12 protein-coding genes are annotated in these 18,273 nt (G+C 66.2%); 9 read left to right on the top strand and 3 right to left on the bottom strand.

The features are described 5' to 3' along the window. Positions 1-473: 473 nt before the first annotated feature. The 5 genes from V7060_RS11365 (at position 474) to V7060_RS11345 (ending at position 10,210) form a co-directional block, all read left to right on the top strand. The gene (locus V7060_RS11365; protein ID WP_334179357.1) at positions 474-1,181 is read left to right on the top strand and encodes a TetR/AcrR family transcriptional regulator; all 708 of its coding nucleotides are present in this window, start codon (positions 474-476) and stop codon (positions 1,179-1,181) included. Further along, positions 1,178-2,359 carry an efflux RND transporter periplasmic adaptor subunit gene (locus tag V7060_RS11360; protein WP_334179356.1) on the top strand — a complete coding sequence of 394 codons (1,182 nt, stop codon included), beginning with the start codon at positions 1,178-1,180 and terminating at the stop codon, positions 2,357-2,359. Before V7060_RS11365 ends, V7060_RS11360 begins: the two co-directional genes overlap by 4 nt. 15 nt (positions 2,360-2,374) lie before the next feature. Further along, positions 2,375-5,539, top strand: a complete 3,165-nt coding sequence (locus tag V7060_RS11355) for an efflux RND transporter permease subunit (protein WP_334179355.1) — start codon at positions 2,375-2,377, stop codon at positions 5,537-5,539. Positions 5,540-5,818: 279 nt separating this feature from the next. After that, on the top strand, positions 5,819-7,015 hold the full coding sequence (locus V7060_RS11350; protein ID WP_334179354.1) for an efflux RND transporter periplasmic adaptor subunit: 1,197 nt from the start codon (positions 5,819-5,821) through the stop codon (positions 7,013-7,015). 12 nt (positions 7,016-7,027) lie between these two features. Continuing rightward, the gene (locus V7060_RS11345; protein ID WP_334179353.1) at positions 7,028-10,210 is read left to right on the top strand and encodes an efflux RND transporter permease subunit; all 3,183 of its coding nucleotides are present in this window, start codon (positions 7,028-7,030) and stop codon (positions 10,208-10,210) included. Between the two features lie 106 nt (positions 10,211-10,316). Here V7060_RS11345 and V7060_RS11340 read toward each other — a convergent pair whose 3' ends face one another. Beyond that, on the bottom strand, positions 10,317-10,700 hold the full coding sequence (locus tag V7060_RS11340; RefSeq protein WP_334179352.1) for a helix-turn-helix domain-containing protein: 384 nt from the start codon (positions 10,698-10,700) through the stop codon (positions 10,317-10,319). A 127-nt stretch (positions 10,701-10,827) separates the two neighbouring features. On the opposite strand from V7060_RS11340, the gene V7060_RS11335 reads away from it, so the two are divergent. After that, entirely contained in the window at positions 10,828-11,730 is a 903-nt protein-coding gene (locus V7060_RS11335; RefSeq protein ID WP_334179351.1) for an SDR family oxidoreductase, read from the top strand. A gap of 61 nt (positions 11,731-11,791) precedes the next feature. Here the strand turns inward: V7060_RS11335 and V7060_RS11330 are convergent, their stop codons facing one another. Further along, complete coding sequence (locus V7060_RS11330) at positions 11,792-13,663, bottom strand: DUF885 domain-containing protein (RefSeq protein ID WP_334179350.1); 1,872 nt, start codon at positions 13,661-13,663, stop codon at positions 11,792-11,794. Between the two features lie 173 nt (positions 13,664-13,836). Next, complete coding sequence (locus V7060_RS11325) at positions 13,837-14,985, bottom strand: acyl-CoA dehydrogenase family protein (RefSeq protein ID WP_334179349.1); 1,149 nt, start codon at positions 14,983-14,985, stop codon at positions 13,837-13,839. A 126-nt stretch (positions 14,986-15,111) separates the two neighbouring features. Here V7060_RS11325 and V7060_RS11320 point away from each other — a divergent pair, with 126 nt between their 5' ends. The 3 genes from V7060_RS11320 to V7060_RS11310 all read left to right on the top strand — a co-directional run. Further along, positions 15,112-16,041, top strand: a complete 930-nt coding sequence (locus V7060_RS11320) for a metalloregulator ArsR/SmtB family transcription factor (protein WP_334179348.1) — start codon at positions 15,112-15,114, stop codon at positions 16,039-16,041. Further along, on the top strand, positions 16,038-17,123 hold the full coding sequence (locus V7060_RS11315; RefSeq protein ID WP_334179347.1) for a homocysteine S-methyltransferase family protein: 1,086 nt from the start codon (positions 16,038-16,040) through the stop codon (positions 17,121-17,123). The genes V7060_RS11320 and V7060_RS11315 overlap by 4 nt, the downstream gene beginning before the upstream one ends. Further along, positions 17,120-18,273 (top strand): dihydropteroate synthase (locus V7060_RS11310; protein WP_334179346.1); only part of this gene is annotated, 1,154 nt, incomplete at its 3' end. The genes V7060_RS11315 and V7060_RS11310, both read left to right, overlap by 4 nt.

Here is an 18,273-nt window from a genome sequence, read left to right as displayed (position 1 = left end):
CACTGCCTTGCCCTGCTCCCCCGCGGCCTTCGCCGCCTTCACCGGTCGGGCAGCCACCTTCTTGGTAGGCGTCGCCTTCGGGCTCACCGACTTCGTGGCCTTTGCGGCTTCCGGCTTGGACGTCTTTTTCGAGGCTTTTTTGGAGCTGCGCACAGCGTTCATGCAGAGAATGACTCAACAAGTGGTAGTCGAATGGTCATTGTATCTCCCGGCGCCATGACAAAACTTGCTGCGAGGCGTCATAAGCACGGCTTGCAATCATGCGGGGGATTGTCTAACGGGCACCGGCATGAAGCCGCGCGATGCATGCGTGCTCGGCGGATCGCCGACAAGCACTCCACCATTCGGCATCGGATGGAGGCAGCCAACGTCCTCACGCACGCCTTACGAATGCAGCCACCTGCTTTGTGCACGGAAAGTCCGTGTTTTCAAGCCTGTCAAAATTCTGAACTGGACGGTATAGTCCAGTCCGCATGCACCCTTCCCCCGCCCCTTCCGCGCCCGATCAACGTCGCGCCCGCGTCCACCAGGCCGTGCGTGAACTGATGTCCGAGCAGGGCTTCCGCATGAGCATGGACACCGTCGCCGCCCGCGCGGGCTGCTCCAAACAGACGCTCTATGCGCACTTCGGCAGCAAGCAGGCGCTGCTGCGCAGCGTGATCGCCGAGCACCAGGACCTGGCCACCGTGCCGCTGTCGCCGGTGGTGGAGGATCCACGCGCAGCGCTGCTGGCCTTCGCGATGGAACACCTCCGGCACCTCAACGACCCCACCATCGCGGCGACCAGCCGCTTGCTGGCGGCGGAAGCGCACCAGTTTCCCGACGAAGCGCGCGATCTCTTCCAGCAGGCCTGCGATACTCTGGTCCGGCGCCTCGCCACCTGGCTGCAGCACGCGATGGACCAGGGGCGGTTGAGGCATGACGATCCGCACTACGCCGCGGAGCTGCTGCTCAGCATGATCGTGGGAATGGATTTCGAACGGCAGCGTTTCGGCGTGGCCCACCGCGCAGGCGACCGTGCGCGCCGCCGCTGGGCCGAGTTCGCCGTCGATGGCTTCCTGCGGGCATTTACGCCGGCCTCCGATCACGCCGCACCGCCGCCCGCTCCCGCGGGCCGCAGCATCCGCGCATCGCGTTCTTCTCCCACGTCTCCAAGAAAAAGAAACGGAGTTTCCCCATGACGTCCCCCGTCCGTTCCCTCGTCCTGGCCAGCGCGCTGCTGGCGGCCCTCGCGGCGTGCAGCAAGCCCGAACAGCAGCAGATGCCGCCGCCCGAAGTGGTGGTGCTCGGCGCCACGCCGAAGGACGTGCCCCTGCAGCGCGACCTGGTGGGCCGCCTGTCGCCGTACCGCAGCTCGGACGTGCGTGCCCGCGTCGCCGGTGTCGTGCAGAAGCGGGTGTACCAGGAAGGCAGCGACGTGAAGGAAGGACAAGTGCTGTTCCTGATCGATCCCGCACCGCTGCAGGCGTCGCTGAGCGGCGCGCAGGCCACCCTGGCGTCGGCGCAGGCCACCTACGCCAATGCGAAAGTGGCGGCCGATCGCGCACGCCAGCTGGCGCCGCAGAAGTTCGTTTCCCGGTCCGACCTGGACAACGCCGAAGCCGCCGAACGCAGCGCCGCCGCCGCCGTGCAGCAGGCCCGCGCCAACGTCGAGACCGCCCGCATCAGCCTGGGCTACGCCAGCGTGACCGCGCCAATCGCCGGACGCGCCGGCAAGCAGCAGGTCACCGAAGGCGCGCTCGTCGGCCAGGGCGACGCCACGCTGCTGACCACCATCGACCAGATCGACTCGCTGTACGCGAATTTCTCGATGAGTTCCAGCGAACTGCAGGCGCTGCGCCAGGCACAGGGCGATGGCAAGGTGCAGCTGGCCGGCGAAGGCCAGCGCACGGTGCAGATCGTGCTGCCCAACGGCCAGGTACTGGACCAGACCGGGACGCTGGATTTCTCCGACACCGTGGTCGACCCGGCGACGGGCAGCGTCTCGCTGCGCGCCACCGTGCCGAACGCCGACCGCACGCTGCTGCCGGGCACGTTCGTGACCCTGCGCGCCACGCTGGGCGAACAGAAGGGCGCGTTCCTGATCCCGCAGGGCGCCATCCAGCGCGACACGGTCAGCGCCTTCGCCATGGTGATCGGCAAGGACGGCAACGTCGTGCGCAAGAACATCACCGCCCAGCAGGCCATCGGCGCCGACTGGCTGGTCACCGACGGCCTCGCGGCCGGCGACCAGGTCATCGTCGAAGGGCTGCAGAAGGTCCGGGAAGGCGCGCCCGCCAAGGGCGTGACCGCCGAGCAGGCTGCCGCGGCGAAGGCCGCGCAGGCCAAGCCCGCGCCGGCGCAAGGCAAGGCCGAGTAAGAAGGACCCTCCCCCATGCCCAAGTTCTTCATCAACCATCCGATCTTCGCCTGGGTCGTGTCGATCCTGATCTCGCTCGCCGGCGTGATCGCGATCCTCAACCTCGGCGTCGAGTCCTATCCGTCCATCGCGCCGCCGCAGGTCACGGTCAGCGCGACCTACCCCGGCGCCAGCGCCGAGACCACCGAGCGTTCGGTCACCCAGGTCATCGAGCAGCAGCTCACCGGCATCGACAACCTGCTGTACTTCAGTTCCAGCTCCAGTTCGGCCGGCCAGGCCTCCATCACCCTGACCTTCCAGACCGGCACCGACGCGGACATCGCGCAGGTACAGGTGCAGAACAAGGTATCGCTGGCCACGCCGCGCCTGCCGAGTGAAGTGACCGCGCAGGGCGTGGTGGTGGCCAAGGCCAATGCCGGCTTCCTGATGGTGGTGGGCCTGCAGTCCGACAACGCGAGCATCGACCGCAACCGCCTCAACGACATCGTCGCCTCGCGCGTGCTGGACCAGATCTCGCGCGTGCCAGGCGTCGGCAGCACCCAGCACTTCGGTTCCGAGTACGCCATGAACCTGTGGCTGGACCCGGGCAAGCTGCAGGGCTACAACCTGTCGGCGACCGAGGTGCTGACGGCGGTACGTGCGCAGAACGTGCAGTTCGCCGCCGGTTCGGTCGGCTCCGATCCCGCCCCCGAAGGCCAGGCGTTCACGGCCACGGTTTCGGCGGAAGGCCGCTTCACCTCGCCCGAGCAGTTCGAGCAGATCATCCTGCGCGCCAACAACGACGGCTCGACCGTTCGCCTGAAGGACGTGGCGCGGGTGGAGTTCGGCGCGCAGAACTTCGGCTTCGACACCCAGTTCAACGGCAAGCCGGTCGGCGCGTTCGCCATCCAGCTGCTGCCGGGCGCCAACGCGCTGAACGTGGCCGAGGCCGTGCGCGCCAAGATGGACGAACTGCAGCCCAGCTTCCCGCCGGGCGTCAGCTGGTTCTCGCCGTACGACACCACCACCTTCGTCAAGATCTCGATCGAGGAAGTGGTCAAGACGCTGATCGAGGCGGTGATCCTGGTGTTCCTGGTGATGCTGGTGTTCCTGCAGAACTTCCGCGCCACCATCATCCCCACGCTGGTGATCCCGGTCGCGCTGCTGGGCACGTTCTGGGGCCTGAGCCTGATCGGCTTCACCATCAACCAGCTGACGATGTTCGCGCTGGTGCTGGCCATCGGCATCGTGGTCGACGACGCGATCGTGGTGATCGAGAACGTCGAGCGCATCATGGCGGAAGAGAAACTGCCGCCGCGCGAGGCGACCATCAAGGCGATGGGCCAGATCACCGGCGCCGTCATCGCGATCACCGTGGTGCTGGCGGCGGTGTTCATTCCGTCGGCGCTGCAGGGTGGCGCCTCGGGCGAGATCTACAAGCAGTTCGCGCTGACCATCGCCATCTCGATGGCCTTCTCGGCGTTCCTGGCGCTGGGCTTCACGCCGGCCCTGTGCGCGACGTTCCTCAAGCAGCACGAACACGACAGCCACGAGAAGAAGAACATCGTCTTCCGGACGTTCGAGAAGTACTACGGCAAGATCGAGAAGACCTACGTGGGCCACATCGGCTCGGCCATCAAGCATGCGCCGCGCTGGATGGTGGTGTTCGCCCTGCTCACGGTGCTGGCCGGCTTCCTGTTCACCCGCCTGCCGAGCAGTTTCGTGCCCGAGGAAGACCAGGGCTACGCGCTGGCCATCGTGCAGCTGCCGCCCGGCAACTCCCTGCAGAAGACCAAGCAGGTGTTCAACCAGGTCCGCGGCACGCTGCAGCAGATGGATGGCTTCGACGGCGTCATGGAAGTGGCCGGCTTCAGCTTCCTGGGCCGCGGCGAGAACGTCGGCATGGCCTTCATCCGGCTCAAGCCGTGGGACGAACGCAAGGTGACCGTGCCGGAGTTCATCCAGCAGGCCAACCAGCGCTTCTACGGCATCAAGGGCGCGCAGATCTTCGTGGTGAACCTGCCGACGATCCAGGGCCTGGGCCAGTTCGGCGGCTTCGACATGTGGCTGCAGGACCGTGCGGGCCTGGGCGAGGACGCCCTGATGGCGGCGCGCAACCAGTTGCTGGGGGCCGCCTCGCAGGACCAGAGCCTGATGGGCGTGCGTCCCAACACGCTGGAAAACGCGCCGCAGCTGCAGCTGCACGTGGACCGCGTGCAGTCGCAGGCAATGGGCATGTCGCTGAGCGACATCTACAACGGCATCCAGCTGATGCTGGCACCGGTGTACGTCAACGACTTCTTCTATGAGGGCCGCATCAAGCGCGTGAACATGCGCGCCGACGCGCCCTACCGGACCGGCGCGGAGTCGCTGTCGCGGATCTATTCGCCGAGCAGCCGGCAGACCGACGCCAATGGCGGCCGCGCGATGATCCCGTTGTCCAACGTGGTGCAGTCGTCATGGGCATCGGTGCCGCCGTCGCTGTCGCGCTACAACGGCTATTCCGCGGTCAACATCAACGGTGCCGCCGCGCCGGGCAGTTCGTCCGGCCAGGCGATGACGACCATGGAGAACATCGTCACCGGGCAGCTGCCGCAGGGCTTCGGCTACGACTGGAGCGGCATGTCGTACCAGGAGATCCTGGCCGGCAACAGCGCCACCCTGCTGATGGTGCTGTCGATCGTGGTGGTGTTCCTCTGCCTGGCGGCCCTGTACGAAAGCTGGTCGATCCCGGTGGCGGTGCTGCTGGTGGTACCGCTGGGTGCGTTGGGTGCCCTCGCCTTCACCATGCTGCGCGGACTGTCCAACGACCTGTTCTTCAAGATCGGCCTGATCACCATCATCGGCCTGGCGGCCAAGAATGCCATCCTGATCGTCGAGTTCGCGGTGATGGAGCGCAAGCAGGGCAAGACACTGCGCGATGCGGTGATCTCGGCCTCGCACCTGCGCTTCCGCCCGATCCTGATGACCTCGTTCGCCTTCATCATGGGCGTGCTGCCGATGGCCATCTCGACCGGCGCGGGCGCCAATGCGCGCCATGCCATCGGCACCGGCGTGATCGGCGGCATGTTCTTCGCCACGTTCCTCGGCCTGTTGCTGATCCCGGTGTTCTTCGTGGCGGTCCGGCGCCTGCTGGGCGACCGGATGGACGAGCCATCGAAGGAATACCTGCTGGAACAGGAGAAGCCGGCCTCGCGCTGATGCGCTGACCGTCGGTGCCATGTCCGACAGCCCCGGCCATGCCGGGGCTGTCTTGTTGTCGGCGCCTGCCTCGCGCCGCCATGTAATCCCAGTTTCGCGACAGCGATCGGCGCGGCACCCCTGTCCATGGTGTGCGCACCGACCCGGTCCCGGCGCAAGGGCCCTCGTCCACTACTGGCGGGCGTCTCAAACCGTGATAATCGCGTGCCCCATCGTGTCGAGCACGCCGCCGCCCGCTCGTCGCTCCCCTGACTCCCCCGCATTGAAGACGACCCGACCATGACACGGAAAGACCCTCTCGCACGGAAAACGCCCTCCACCACCAAGCGCATGATCCTGATGCTGCTGGGGGTCCTGGTGATCTTCGGCGGCGTATTCGCCGTCAAGGCCATCATGGGCAAGGGCATGAACGATTTCTTCGACAACATGCCGCAGCCCGCCGCCGCGGTGACCGACTGGACCGCCAAGCAGGAAGACTGGATCGACGCGCAGCAGGCCGTCGGCACGTTCGTCGCGATCAACGGCACCGACGTCACCACCGAAGCCGGCGGCGTGGTGCGCAGCCTGTCCATCGATGTCGGCAAGCCGGTGAAGGCCGGCACCGTGCTGGCCCAGCTCAACACCGCCAATGAACTGGCCGTGCTGAAATCGCTGGAAGCCTCGTCCAAGCTGGCATCGGTGCAGCGCGACCGCTGGCAGGCACTGGCACGCGACAAGCTGGTGTCGCAGGCCGAAGCCGAGGAACGTTCCACGGTGGCGGCGACCTCGCTGGCGCAGGTCGAGGCGCAGCGCGCCCTGATCGCGCAGAAGACCATCCGCGCCCCGTTCGACGGCGTACTCGGCATCCGCCGGATCAACCTGGGCCAGTACCTCAATCCGGGCGACCCCATCGTCAGCCTGCAGGCGCTGGACCCGATCTACCTCGACTTCACCCTGCCGGAGCAGCGCGTGGGCCAGGTGCTACCGGGCGCCAAGATCCGCGCGACCGTCGATGCCCTGCCGGGCCAGGTGTTCGAGGGCGAGGTCACCGCCGTCGAGCCCCAGGTCGACCCGGCCACGCGCAACTTCAAGGTGCAGGCGACGCTGGCGAACGGCGAGTACAACCTGCGGCCGGGCGCGTTCGCGCACGTCGGCTTCGATACCGGCGATGCCCGCAAGGTCGTGGTGGTGCCGCAGACGGCGATCAGCTTCAACCCGTACGGCAACGCGGTGTACGTGATCCAGGAAGTCCAGCGCGCCGAGGGCGAGAAGGACATGCAGGGCAAGCCGCTGACCGGCAAGAAGCTGATCGTGCGCCAGCGCTTCGTGAAGACCGGCGCCACCCGCGGCGACCTGATCGCCGTCACCGAAGGCCTGAAGCCGGGCGAGCGCGTGGCCACCAGCGGCCTGCTGAAGCTGCGCAACGATGCCGAGGTCACGGTCAACAACAAGGTGCAGCCGGTGACCGAGGCCCAGCCCAAACCCGAAAACCGTTGACGGAGCGCCGGCATGAAATTCACCGACATCTTCATCAACAAACCGGTACTGGCGATCGTCGTCAGCCTCTTCATCCTGCTGTTCGGCCTGCGCTCGTTCACCGAGTTGAACGTGCGGCAGTACCCCGAACTGCGCAACGCCGTCATCAACATCAGCACGACCTACTACGGTGCCGATGCCGACCTGATCCAGGGCTTCATCACCACGCCGCTGGAACGGGAAGTCGCCAGTGCCGAGGGCATCGAGTACCTGACCTCGACCAGCTCCGCCGGCGTCAGCGTGATCCAGGCGTACATCCGGCTGGACCAGGACCCGAACGAGGCGCTCACCCAGATCGCCGCCAAGGTCAACAAGATGCGCGGCCAGCTGCCGCCGGAGTCCGAGGATCCGGTGATCGACCTGCAGCAGGGCCAGCAGATCGCGGCGATGTACGTGTCCTTCGCCAGCGAGACCCTGGACAACAACCAGATCACCGATTACCTGACGCGCGTGGTGCAGCCCAAGCTGGTCACCGTGTCGGGCGTGCAGCGTGCCGACATCCTGGGCGCGGGTACGTTCGCGATGCGCGTGTGGCTGAAGCCGGACCGGATGACGGCATTGCAGGTCACGGCCAGCGACGTGTCGACCGCACTGTCGTCCAACAACGTGCTGGCCGCGGTGGGTTCCACCAAGGGCCAGATGGTCGCCATCGACATGACGGCGCGTACCGACCTGCGCAATGCGGACGAGTTCCGCCGGTTGATCATCCGCGAGCAGAACGGTGCGATCGTGCGCCTCGGCGACGTGGCCGACGTGCAGCTGGGTTCGGAGAGTTACGGCACTTCGGTCCGCATCAACGGCGAAGCCGCGACGTTCATGGGCATCTTCGTGGCCCCTGACGCCAACTCGCTGGACGTCATCAAGAGCGTGCGGGCGATGTGGGACAACGAGATCGTCCCGCAGCTGCCGGAAGGCATCAAGGCGACCATCCCCTACGACAGCACCGAGCAGATCCAGGACGCCATCGACGAGGTGGTCAGCACGATCATCGAAGCGGTGATCATCGTGATCGTGGTGATCTTCCTGTTCCTGGGTTCGCTGCGCAGCGTGTTGATTCCGGCGGTAACCGTGCCGCTGTCGCTGGTCGGTGCGCTGTTCCTGATGCTGCTGATGGGGTTCACCATCAACCTGCTGACCCTGCTGGCGATGGTGCTGGCGATCGGCATCGTGGTCGACGACGCCATCATCGTGCTGGAGAACATCCACCGGCATATCGAAGAAGGCATGTCGCCGCACGACGCGGCGATCAAGGGCGCACGCGAGTTGGCCTGGCCCGTCGTGGCGATGACCACCACGCTGGTGGCCGTATACCTGCCGATCGGCTTCCAGGGCGGCATGACCGGCGTGCTGTTCACCGAATTTGCCTTCACCCTGGCCGGTTCGGTGCTGCTGTCGGGCATCATCGCGCTGACGCTGACGCCGATGATGTGCGCCAAGATCCTCAAGCCGCATGGCGACGGCGGCAAGGGCAAGCTGGAGGCATGGCTGGATGCGCGCTTCGAGAAGCTCAATGCCGGCTACCAGCGCCGCCTGCACGGCACGATGGAAACCAAGTCCGTCGTCGCTGTGTTTGGCCTGCTGGTGCTGGTCTCGTGCGCGTTCCTGTACATGACCGCGCCCAAGGAACCGGCACCGCTGGAGGACGAGGGCTTCATCTTCTCGGTCGCCAGCGCGGACCCCTACTCCACGCTGGATTACGTGGAGCGCTACACCGAGGAAGTCACTTCGATCGCCAAGGGCGTGCCGGAGGTGCAGGACTACTTCCTGTTCAACGGTGGCTTCGGTGGCAGCGGTGGTGGCGCCAGCCCGATGGCGATGGCCGGCTTCGTGCTAAAACCGTGGAGCGAGCGCGAGCGTTCGACCAACGCGGTGCTGCAGCAGGAGCTCCAGCCGAAGATGAGCCAAGTCAGCGGCCTGAACATCTTCGCGCTCGTTCCGCCCTCGCTGCCGAGCGCGGGCGGCGATGGCGGCGGCGGCGAGTTCGTCATCGGCGGCGTCGGCGAGCTGAGCCAGCTGGCCGAGCTGGCCGACCAGATCCTGATGAAGGCGATGGAGAGCAAGCGCTTCATCTTCCTGGACAAGGACCTGAAGATCGACAAGCCGCGCATCGAGGTCAATATCGACCGCGACAAGGCCGCGACCCTGGGCATCGACATGCGCACGCTGGCCGCGGACATGGCGGCGATGCTGTCGGGTGGCTATACCAACCGCTTCGCGATGCAGAACCGTTCGTACCTGGTGATCCCGCAGGTGCAGCGCAGCGACCGCCTCAATGCCAGCGATCTGGAGAACTACTACACGCGTACCCGCGACGGCGAACTGATCCCGCTGTCGACGTTGGTGACGTTGAAGGAAAGCGCGCAGCCGCAATCGCTCAAGCGCTTCCAGCAGCTCAACGCGGTGTCGATCACCTTCGCGCCGCGCCCGGGCGTGAGCAAGGGCGAGGCGTTGGCCATCCTGGACCAGGCAGCGAAAGAGGTGCTTCCGCAGGGCTATACGGTGGACTACGCCGGCGAGTCGCGTCAGTTCAAGCAGGAAGGCGCGGCGATGCTGGTCACGCTGGCACTCGCACTGATCGTGATCTTCCTGGTGCTGGCGGCACAGTTCGAGAGCTTCCGCGATGCGCTGATCATGCTGCTCACCGTCCCGATGGCGATCAGTGGTGCGCTGCTGACGGTCAACGTGCTAGCGATCCTCAGCGGCATCCTCGGCATGATGCAGATCGAGGCGTTCCCGGGCATGAGCATCAACATCTACACCCAGGTGGGCCTGGTGACGCTGGTCGGCGTGATCTCCAAGCACGGCATCCTGATCGTGGAGTTCGCCAACAAGCTGCAGTCGGAACAGGGCTTTTCGAAGCGCGAGGCGATCGAACAGGCGGCCGCCATCCGCCTGCGCCCGGTGCTGATGACGACCGCCGCGCTGGTGTTCGCGATGATCCCGCTGCTGATCGCCAGCGGCCCCGGCGCCGCCTCGCGCTTCTCGATGGGCGTGGTGATCGCCTCCGGCATGACCATCGGTACGCTGTTCACGCTGTTCGTACTGCCGGCGTTCTATCTGTATCTGGCCCGCGACCATGCGCATGATCGCGACCGCGAAAACGCGCTGGAGCAGGACGCCGACGGAAAGCCGCCGGAGCCGATCCCCGGCCATTGATCTGCGGCTGGTATCGCTGCAACACTTGGAACCCCGGCGCTGCCGGGGTTCCTTTTTTGGCGACGCGGCTTTCGATCCGGACTGCTTTCCGTCGCGCGTCTACGCCTCAGAGCGGCGCGTTGCCCGTCGGCGCGACGTAGGCCTGGCGCGCGGCACGCACTTCATCGTGGTGGTCGGCCGCCCACTGCGCGAGCATCTCGATGCGCTCGAAGAATGACGCGCCCAGGGCCGTCAGCGCGTAGTCGACGCGTGGCGGAACCGTCGGGAAGACCTCGCGCCGCACCAGCCCGTCCTGCTCCAGCCTGCGCAGCGTCTGCGCCAGCATCCGCGGCGAGATGTCGGCGATGCCCTTGCGCACCTCGGTGAAGCGCAGCGTACCGCCGGCCAGCTCGTGCAGAACCAGCACGGTCCAACGGTCGCCGAGCCGGTCCAGCACGTCGCGGATCGGGCAGTTCTCGATGAGGATCCGGGATTGGCGGTGCAGCGTCATGGTCGATATCCGGTGCATGGTTACCGCGCGGTAACCGGGTTACTTCCGCCTCCCTGCTTGTGGGCGCGGCAGCCATTACTACCATAGCGTAACCAACATCCTTTCCATTACCGAAACAGGAGCCGCCATGAACACCCCCTCCCCCACCCTGCTGGTCACCGGCGCGTCCGGCCATCTCGGCGGCGCCGTCGTCCGCCACCTGCTGGATACCCTGCAGGTCCCGGCCGGGCGCCTCATCGTCACCACCCGCACCCCGGATACGCTGTCGGATCTCGCCGCGCGTGGCGTGACGGTCCGCGCCGCAGACTTCGACCAGCCCGCCACGCTGGCATCCGCTTTCGCCGGCGCCGACCGTCTGTTGCTGGTCAGCACCGACGCGATGATGGAACCCGGCAAGCGCCTCGCCCAGCATCGTGCCGCCGTGAAGGCGGCAGCCGATGCGGGTGTCAAGCACGTCGTGTACACCTCGCTGCCGTCCGCCGATACCTCGCATGTGTCGTTCGCCCCGGATCACTGGGGCACGGAACAGGCGCTGTCCGCGTCGCCGCTCACCTGGACGGTGCTGCGCAATGCCTGGTACTTCGAGAACCTCGCCTATGCGCTGCCCGGCGCGCTGGCATCCGGTGAATGGGCAACCTCGGCCGGCGACGGAGGCATCGCCTACATCGCCCGTGACGACCTTGCCCGCGCCGCCGCTGTCGCGCTGGCATCCAGCGACACGGAGAATCGTGTCCTGACCCTCACCGGCACGCAGGCGTACACCGCCCGCGACATCGCGGCGCGCGTGTCCACGCTGACCGGCAAGTCCCTGTCCGTGGTCGACATCACGCCGGCGCAGCAGGTCGAAGGCCTGCGCGCGCACGGCTTCCCGCCTGTTCTCGCCGACGTGTTCGCGTCGTTCGATGTCGCGACCGCCGCCGGCGATCTCAGTGAGGTCACCGACGACTACGCCCGGCTCACCAGCCAGTCGCCGACCGCACTGGACGCCTGGCTGCCGGCAAACCTTGCGCTGCTGACCCAGGCCCACTGAGCCACAAACGAAGAACCCCGGCGCGAAGCCGGGGTTCCGTGCATCACCGGAGTACCGAAGATCAGGCCTGCTTGGCCTTCTCCTTCGCGATCCACTGGTCGACGCGACGTTCCAGCAGGTTCAGCGGCAACGCGCCGCCACCGAGCACCGTGTCGTGGAAGCCCTTGATGTCGAACTTGTCGCCCAGTTCGGTTTCGGCCTTCTTGCGCAGCTCCTGGATCTTGATCATGCCGATCTTGTAGGCCGTGGCCTGGCCCGGCATGATCAGGTAGCGCTTGATCTCGGATTCGATCGCCGCACGCGGCACCGCGCTGTTGGCGTCGAAGTACTCGACCGCCTGCTGCTCGGTCCAGCCCTTCGCATGCAGGCCGGTATCCACCACCAGGCGGATCGCGCGCCACATCTCCGAACTCAGCCGGCCGTACTCCGAATACGGATCCCGATAGGTGCCCGGCATTTCCTTCGCCAGCCACTCCGAGTACAGGCCCCAGCCTTCCGCGTAGGCGGTGACGCCGTACTGCGTGCGGAACTTCGGCACGCCGGTCAGCTCCTGCGCGATCGAGATCTGCATGTGGTGGCCCGGCAGGCCCTCGTGGTACGCGATCACCTCGAGTTCGGTCTTCGGCATGGCATTCATGTCGGACAGATGCGCGTAGTACACGCCCGGACGCGAACCATCCGGCGTACCCGGGAAGTAGTGCTGGGCCGCGCCGTCCTGCTCGCGGAACGGCTCAACGCGCTTGACCACCAGGTCCGCCTTCGGCAGCAGGCCGAAGTACTCCGGCAACACCTTCTTGATGTTGTCGATCGCGCGCGTCGCATCGTCGATGTAGGCCTGACGGCCGGCATCGGTGTTGGGGTACTTGAACTGCTTGTCGGTGTCGATGAAGGTGAAGAACGCATCCAGGTCGCCCTTGAAGCCGACCTTGTCCTTCAGTGCGGTCATTTCGCCCTTGATGCGCTCGACTTCCTTCAGGCCCAGCGCATGGATCTCGTCGGCGGTCATGCCGGTCGTGGTCATCTGCCGCAACTGGTACTCGTAGTACGCCTTGCCGTTCTTGTGCGTGGTGCCCACGCCGGTCGCGTTCACGGCCGCTTTGGGCAGTTCCTCCTCGCTCCACGCGATCACGCGGTCGTAGGCCGGCTTGAACTGTTCCAGCAACGCCTTGCGCGCCTCGTCCTTCAGCGCCGTGCCGCGTGCGGCATCGATCTTGCCGGCCTTCACCAGCGCATCGGCCTTGGCCTGGGCGTCGGCCCAGATCGCCGAATCCTTGCCAGCGGTGAACGGAGCGCCGGTGATGACCTTCTTCGCCTGGTCGATCACGCCCTCGTAGGCGAACTTCGGCGGGCGGATGTCCTGCGCCGCGGATGCGCGCGCGCGCTCGAGCAACTGGTCGAACGCGCGGCCGGTCGCCTTCAGACGGGCGATGTAGGCCGTGTAGTCGGCTTCTTCGTCCACCTTGTGGAAACTGATCAGGAAGGTCGGCCAGAAGCCCTGCGCACCGTTCATCTGGTCGAAGGCATACCCGTCCTGCATGAAAGGCAGGCCGTCGCGTGCGTTCTCGTACTGCAGCTTCCACAGGTCGTAGGAGAACTTGGTCTCATCGTCGAGCTTGGCGTAGCCGAAGGACTTCTCCATCTCCTCGACGCTGGCCTTCTGCCAGGCGACCTGGTCGCGCGTGGCCTGTTCGGACATGTCGTCGACCTGGTCGTACAGGTCCTTGCTGCCCTGGAAGGTCAGCTGGATCGGGCTGAACTGCAACTGCTCTTCGTACTTCTTCTCGAACCACTCGTTCAGGCGCTTGCTTTCGGCCGCGATATCGGCGGTCGACGCAGCGACGGCGGGGGTGGCGCTGCCGGCATCCGGCGAAGCGGCGCGATCGCAGGCGGTGAGGGCGAGTACGAGGGAACAGGCGATCAGGGTCTTGCGCATCAGGGTCTCCTGGAAGGAAACGGAGGACGCACCTCCGCATCGGGCTACTGTAGCGGAGCCGCCCACCAGCGTCCCATGACCAAAGAGGGGGGCGATCGTGTGCACTGGCTCACGAAATGCGCCCATGAAAAAAGCGCCGCCCAACGGCGGCGCCTTCCATCGATCCCCAGGCCTCAGCGCAGACCGGTTTCGTTGCGCGCGATCACAAGGCGCTGGATCTCGCTGGTGCCTTCGTAGATCTCGGTGATCTTGGCGTCACGGAAGTAGCGCTCGATCGGCATTTCCTTCGAGTAGCCCATGCCGCCATGGATCTGCAGCGCCTGGTGGGTGATCCACATGGCCGCTTCCGAGGCAGTCAGTTTGGCGATGGCGGCCTCGTTGCTGAAGCGCTGATCCTGCCCCTTCACCCACGCCGCGCGCAGGGTCAGCAGCGTGGCCGCATCCAGCTTGCACTTCATGTCGGCGATCTTGGCCTGGGTCATCTGGAAGGTGCCGATGGGCGCGCCGAAGGCCTTGCGCTCCTTCACGTACGCGATGGTCGCCTCGTAGGCGGCGCGGGCGATGCCGATGGCCTGCGAGGCGATGCCGATGCGGCCGGCATCCAGCACGCTCATCGCGATCTTGAAGCCCTCGCCCTCGCTCCCCAGCACGTCTTCCGCCGCGGCGACATAGTCGGTGAACTCGATCTCGCAGGTGGCCGAGGCGCGGATGCCCAGCTTCGGCTCGGTCTTGCCGCGGTGGAAGCCTGCCTTGGTGGTGTCGATCATGAACGCGGTGATGCCGCGCGCGCCCTTGTCCGGTTCGCTCATCGCGAACAGCACGATGTACTTGGCCACCGGCCCGGAGGTGATCCAGCTTTTCTTGCCGTTGATGACGAAGCTGCCGTCGGCCTGCTTCACGGCACGACAGCGCATCGCGGTGGCATCGGAGCCGGACTGAGGCTCGGTGAGCGCGAAGGCGCCGATCTCGCGGCCCTCTGCGATGGCGCGCACGTACGTCTGCTTCTGGTCTTCGGTGCCGAACTTGAGGATGCCGTTGCAGAACAGCGAGTTGTTGACCGACACGATGGTGGAGTGCGCGGCATCGGCGGCGGCGATCTCGACCATGGCCAGCACGTAGGCGATGGGATCCATGCCCGCGCCGCCGTATTCGGCCGGCACCTCGATGCCCATCAGGCCGTTCTCGCCCAGCAGGCGGATGTTCTCCAGCGGGAACTCGCCGGTCCGGTCGTGGTGCTCGGCGCTGGGACCGATCTTCTCCTGGGCGATCCGGCGCGCCACGTCCTGGATCATCAACTGCTCTTCGGTGAATGCGAAATCCACGGATACCCCTCGACCAAGTGTTAGATACCAATTGTAACCCGCGACCATCCGTGGGCGTATGCCGCGGCTTGACCGCGACGGGATCCCGCCGCCAAAATATCTCTATATCGCGATAGGAAGATATTTATGGATCTGGAGGCCTGGTCGACCCGGCTGAAAGTCTTCGCCGACGCCACCCGCGTGCGCCTGCTGGCGCTGCTGGTACGCGAAGAATTGACCGTGGCGGAGCTGTCCGCCATCACCCAGCTTGCACAGCCGCGCGTCTCCACCCATCTCGCCAAGCTGAAGGAAGCGGGCCTGGTGCGCGACCGCCGGTCAGGCGTGTCCGCCTACTACCGCTTCGACGAAGACAACCTGGACGCGGTCCAGCGCGAACTCTGGCGCAGCCTGCGCGATGGCAGCGACGATCCGCTGCTGCGGCAGGATGCCGAGCGCGTCGCCAGCGTGCTGGCCAACCGTGCCCTCGACCAGAACTGGGCCGACAGCGTGGCGGGCGACATGGAACGCCACTACTCCCCTGGCCGCACTTGGGAAGCACTCGCGCGTACGGCCCTGCCGCTGCTTGAAACCGGTGACGTGCTGGACATCGCGTCCGGCGACGGTGTGCTGGCCGAACTGCTGTCGCCGCACGCGAAGCGCTACGTCTGCATCGACACCAGCACGCGCGTGGTCGCCGCCGCCGGCGAGCGCCTCCGCCGTTTCCCGAACGTGGAAGTCCGCGAAGGCGACATGCATGCCCTGCCCTTCAAGGACGGCAGCTTCGACCTGGTCGTGCTGATGCACGCGCTGACGTACGCGAGCAAGCCTGCGCAGGCCGTCGCGGAAGCCGCACGCGTGCTGCGCAAGGGGGGACGCCTGCTGCTGAGCAGCCTCGGCAAGCACGAGCATCGTGCGGTGGTGGAAGCCTATGGCCACGTCAACCTGGGCTTCTCCGACAAGGAGCTGCGCAAGTTCGCCGAGAAGGCCGGGCTGGAGATCGCCAATGCCGAGACCGTCACCCGCGAACGGCGCCCACCCCATTTCGAAGTCCTGTCCCTCACCGCGGTGAAGCCATGAACACCCTGCCCTGGCTGAATCCCGCGCGCGCGGAACTGCTGGCGAACGCATTGCGGGAACGCATCCTGATCATCGACGGCGCCATGGGCACCATGATCCAGCGCCATGGCCTGCAGGAGGCGGACTATCGCGGCCAGCGCTTCGCCGACGGCTGCGATGCGAAGCACGCGCACACGCATGGCCCCGGTTGCGACCATGACCTGAAAGGCAACAACGACCTGCTGCTGCTGACCAAGCCGGAGGTCATCGCCGGCGTGCACACCGCGTATCTCGACGCCGGTGCCGACCTGATCGAGACCAACACCTTCAACGCCACCTCGATCAGCCAGGCGGACTACCACCTCGAGCACCTGGTCTACGAACTCAACAAGGCCGGTGCGCAGATCGCACGCCAATGCTGCGATGCCGTCGAAGCCACCACGCCCGGCAAGCCGCGCTTCGTCATCGGCGTGCTCGGCCCGACCAGCCGCACGGCGTCGATCAGTCCGGACGTGAACGATCCCGGCTTCCGCAACACCAACTTCGACGAACTGCGCGAGACCTATCGCGAGGCCATCGAAGGCCTGATCGATGGCGGCGCCGATACGCTGATGGTGGAAACCATCTTCGACACGCTCAACGCCAAGGCCGCGCTGTACGCGATCGAGGAAGTCTTCGATGCGCGCGGCGCCCGCCTGCCGGTGATGATCTCCGGCACGATCACCGACGCGTCCGGGCGCACGCTGTCCGGCCAGACCGCCGAGGCCTTCTACGCCTCGGTCGTGCACAGCCGGCCACTGTCGATCGGCCTCAACTGCGCGCTGGGTGCGAAGGACCTGCGGGAGCATGTCGAGACGCTGGCGACGGTCGCCGACGCCTACGTCAGTGCGCACCCGAACGCCGGCCTGCCGAACGCCTTCGGCGAATACGACGAAACACCGGAAGAGATGGCCGCCACGCTGAGGGAATTCGCGCAGTCGGGCCTGCTGAACATGGTCGGTGGCTGTTGCGGCACCACGCCCGCGCATATCAAGGCGATCGCCGATGCGGTCGCGGAATTGCCGCCGCGCCGTCTTCCCGCTGCACTGGAGCAGGCCGCGTGAGCCATGCTGTCCGCCATACCCGCCTCTCCGGCCTGGAGCCGCTGGTCATCACGCCGGACCTGCTGTTCGTCAACGTCGGCGAACGCACCAACGTCACCGGCAGTGCGCAGTTCCGCAAGCTGATCAAGGAAGAGCGCTACGAGGAAGCCGTCGAGGTCGCCCGCCAGCAGGTCGCCAGCGGCGCGCAGATCCTCGACGTCAACATGGACGAAGGCCTGATCGATTCCGAGAAAGCGATGGACCGCTTCCTCAACCTGATCGCGTCCGAGCCCGACATCGCCCGCATTCCGGTGATGGTCGATTCGTCGAAGTGGAGCGTGATCGAAGCCGGCCTGAAATGCCTGCAGGGCAAGGGCGTGGTCAATTCGATCTCGCTGAAGGAAGGCGAAGAAGCCTTCGTCGACCATGCCCGCAAGGTGCTCCGCTACGGCGCGGCCGCGGTGGTGATGGCGTTCGACGAAACCGGCCAGGCCGACACCTGCGCACGCAAGGTCGAGATCTGCACCCGCGCCTACCGCATCCTGACCGAGGACGTCGGCTTTCCGCCGGAAGACATCATCTTCGACCCCAACATCTTCGCCGTCGCCACCGGCATCGAGGAACACGACAACTACGCGGTCGACTTCATCGAGGCGACGCGCATCATCAAGCAGACGCTGCCGCACTGCCACGTGTCCGGCGGTGTGTCGAACGTGTCGTTCTCGTTCCGCGGCAACGAACCCGTACGCGCCGCGATCCACTCCGTATTCCTGTACCACGCCATCCAGGCCGGCATGGACATGGGTATCGTCAATGCCGGCGGCCTGCCGGTCTACGACGACCTCGATGCCGACCTGCGCGAACGTGTCGAGGACGTGATCCTCAACCGCCGCAAGGACTCGACCGAGCGGCTGCTGGAGATCGCCGACCGCTACAAGGGCAGGAAGGGCGAAGCGCCCGTCGAGAACCTGGCCTGGCGCGACAAGCCGGTGCGCGAACGGCTGGCGCACGCCCTGGTGCATGGCATCGATGCCTTCGTCGACCAGGATACCGAGGAGGCACGCACGCAGGCCACGCGACCGCTGGACGTGATCGAAGGCCCGCTGATGGACGGCATGAACGTGGTCGGCGACCTGTTCGGCGCGGGCAAGATGTTCCTGCCGCAGGTGGT

The organism is Pseudoxanthomonas sp. (assembly GCF_036845285.1).
Classification (GTDB): Bacteria; Pseudomonadota; Gammaproteobacteria; order Xanthomonadales; family Xanthomonadaceae; genus Pseudoxanthomonas_A.
The sequence above is the reverse complement of the archived record's forward strand: the minus strand, read 5'-3'. Positions and strand labels throughout refer to the sequence as shown.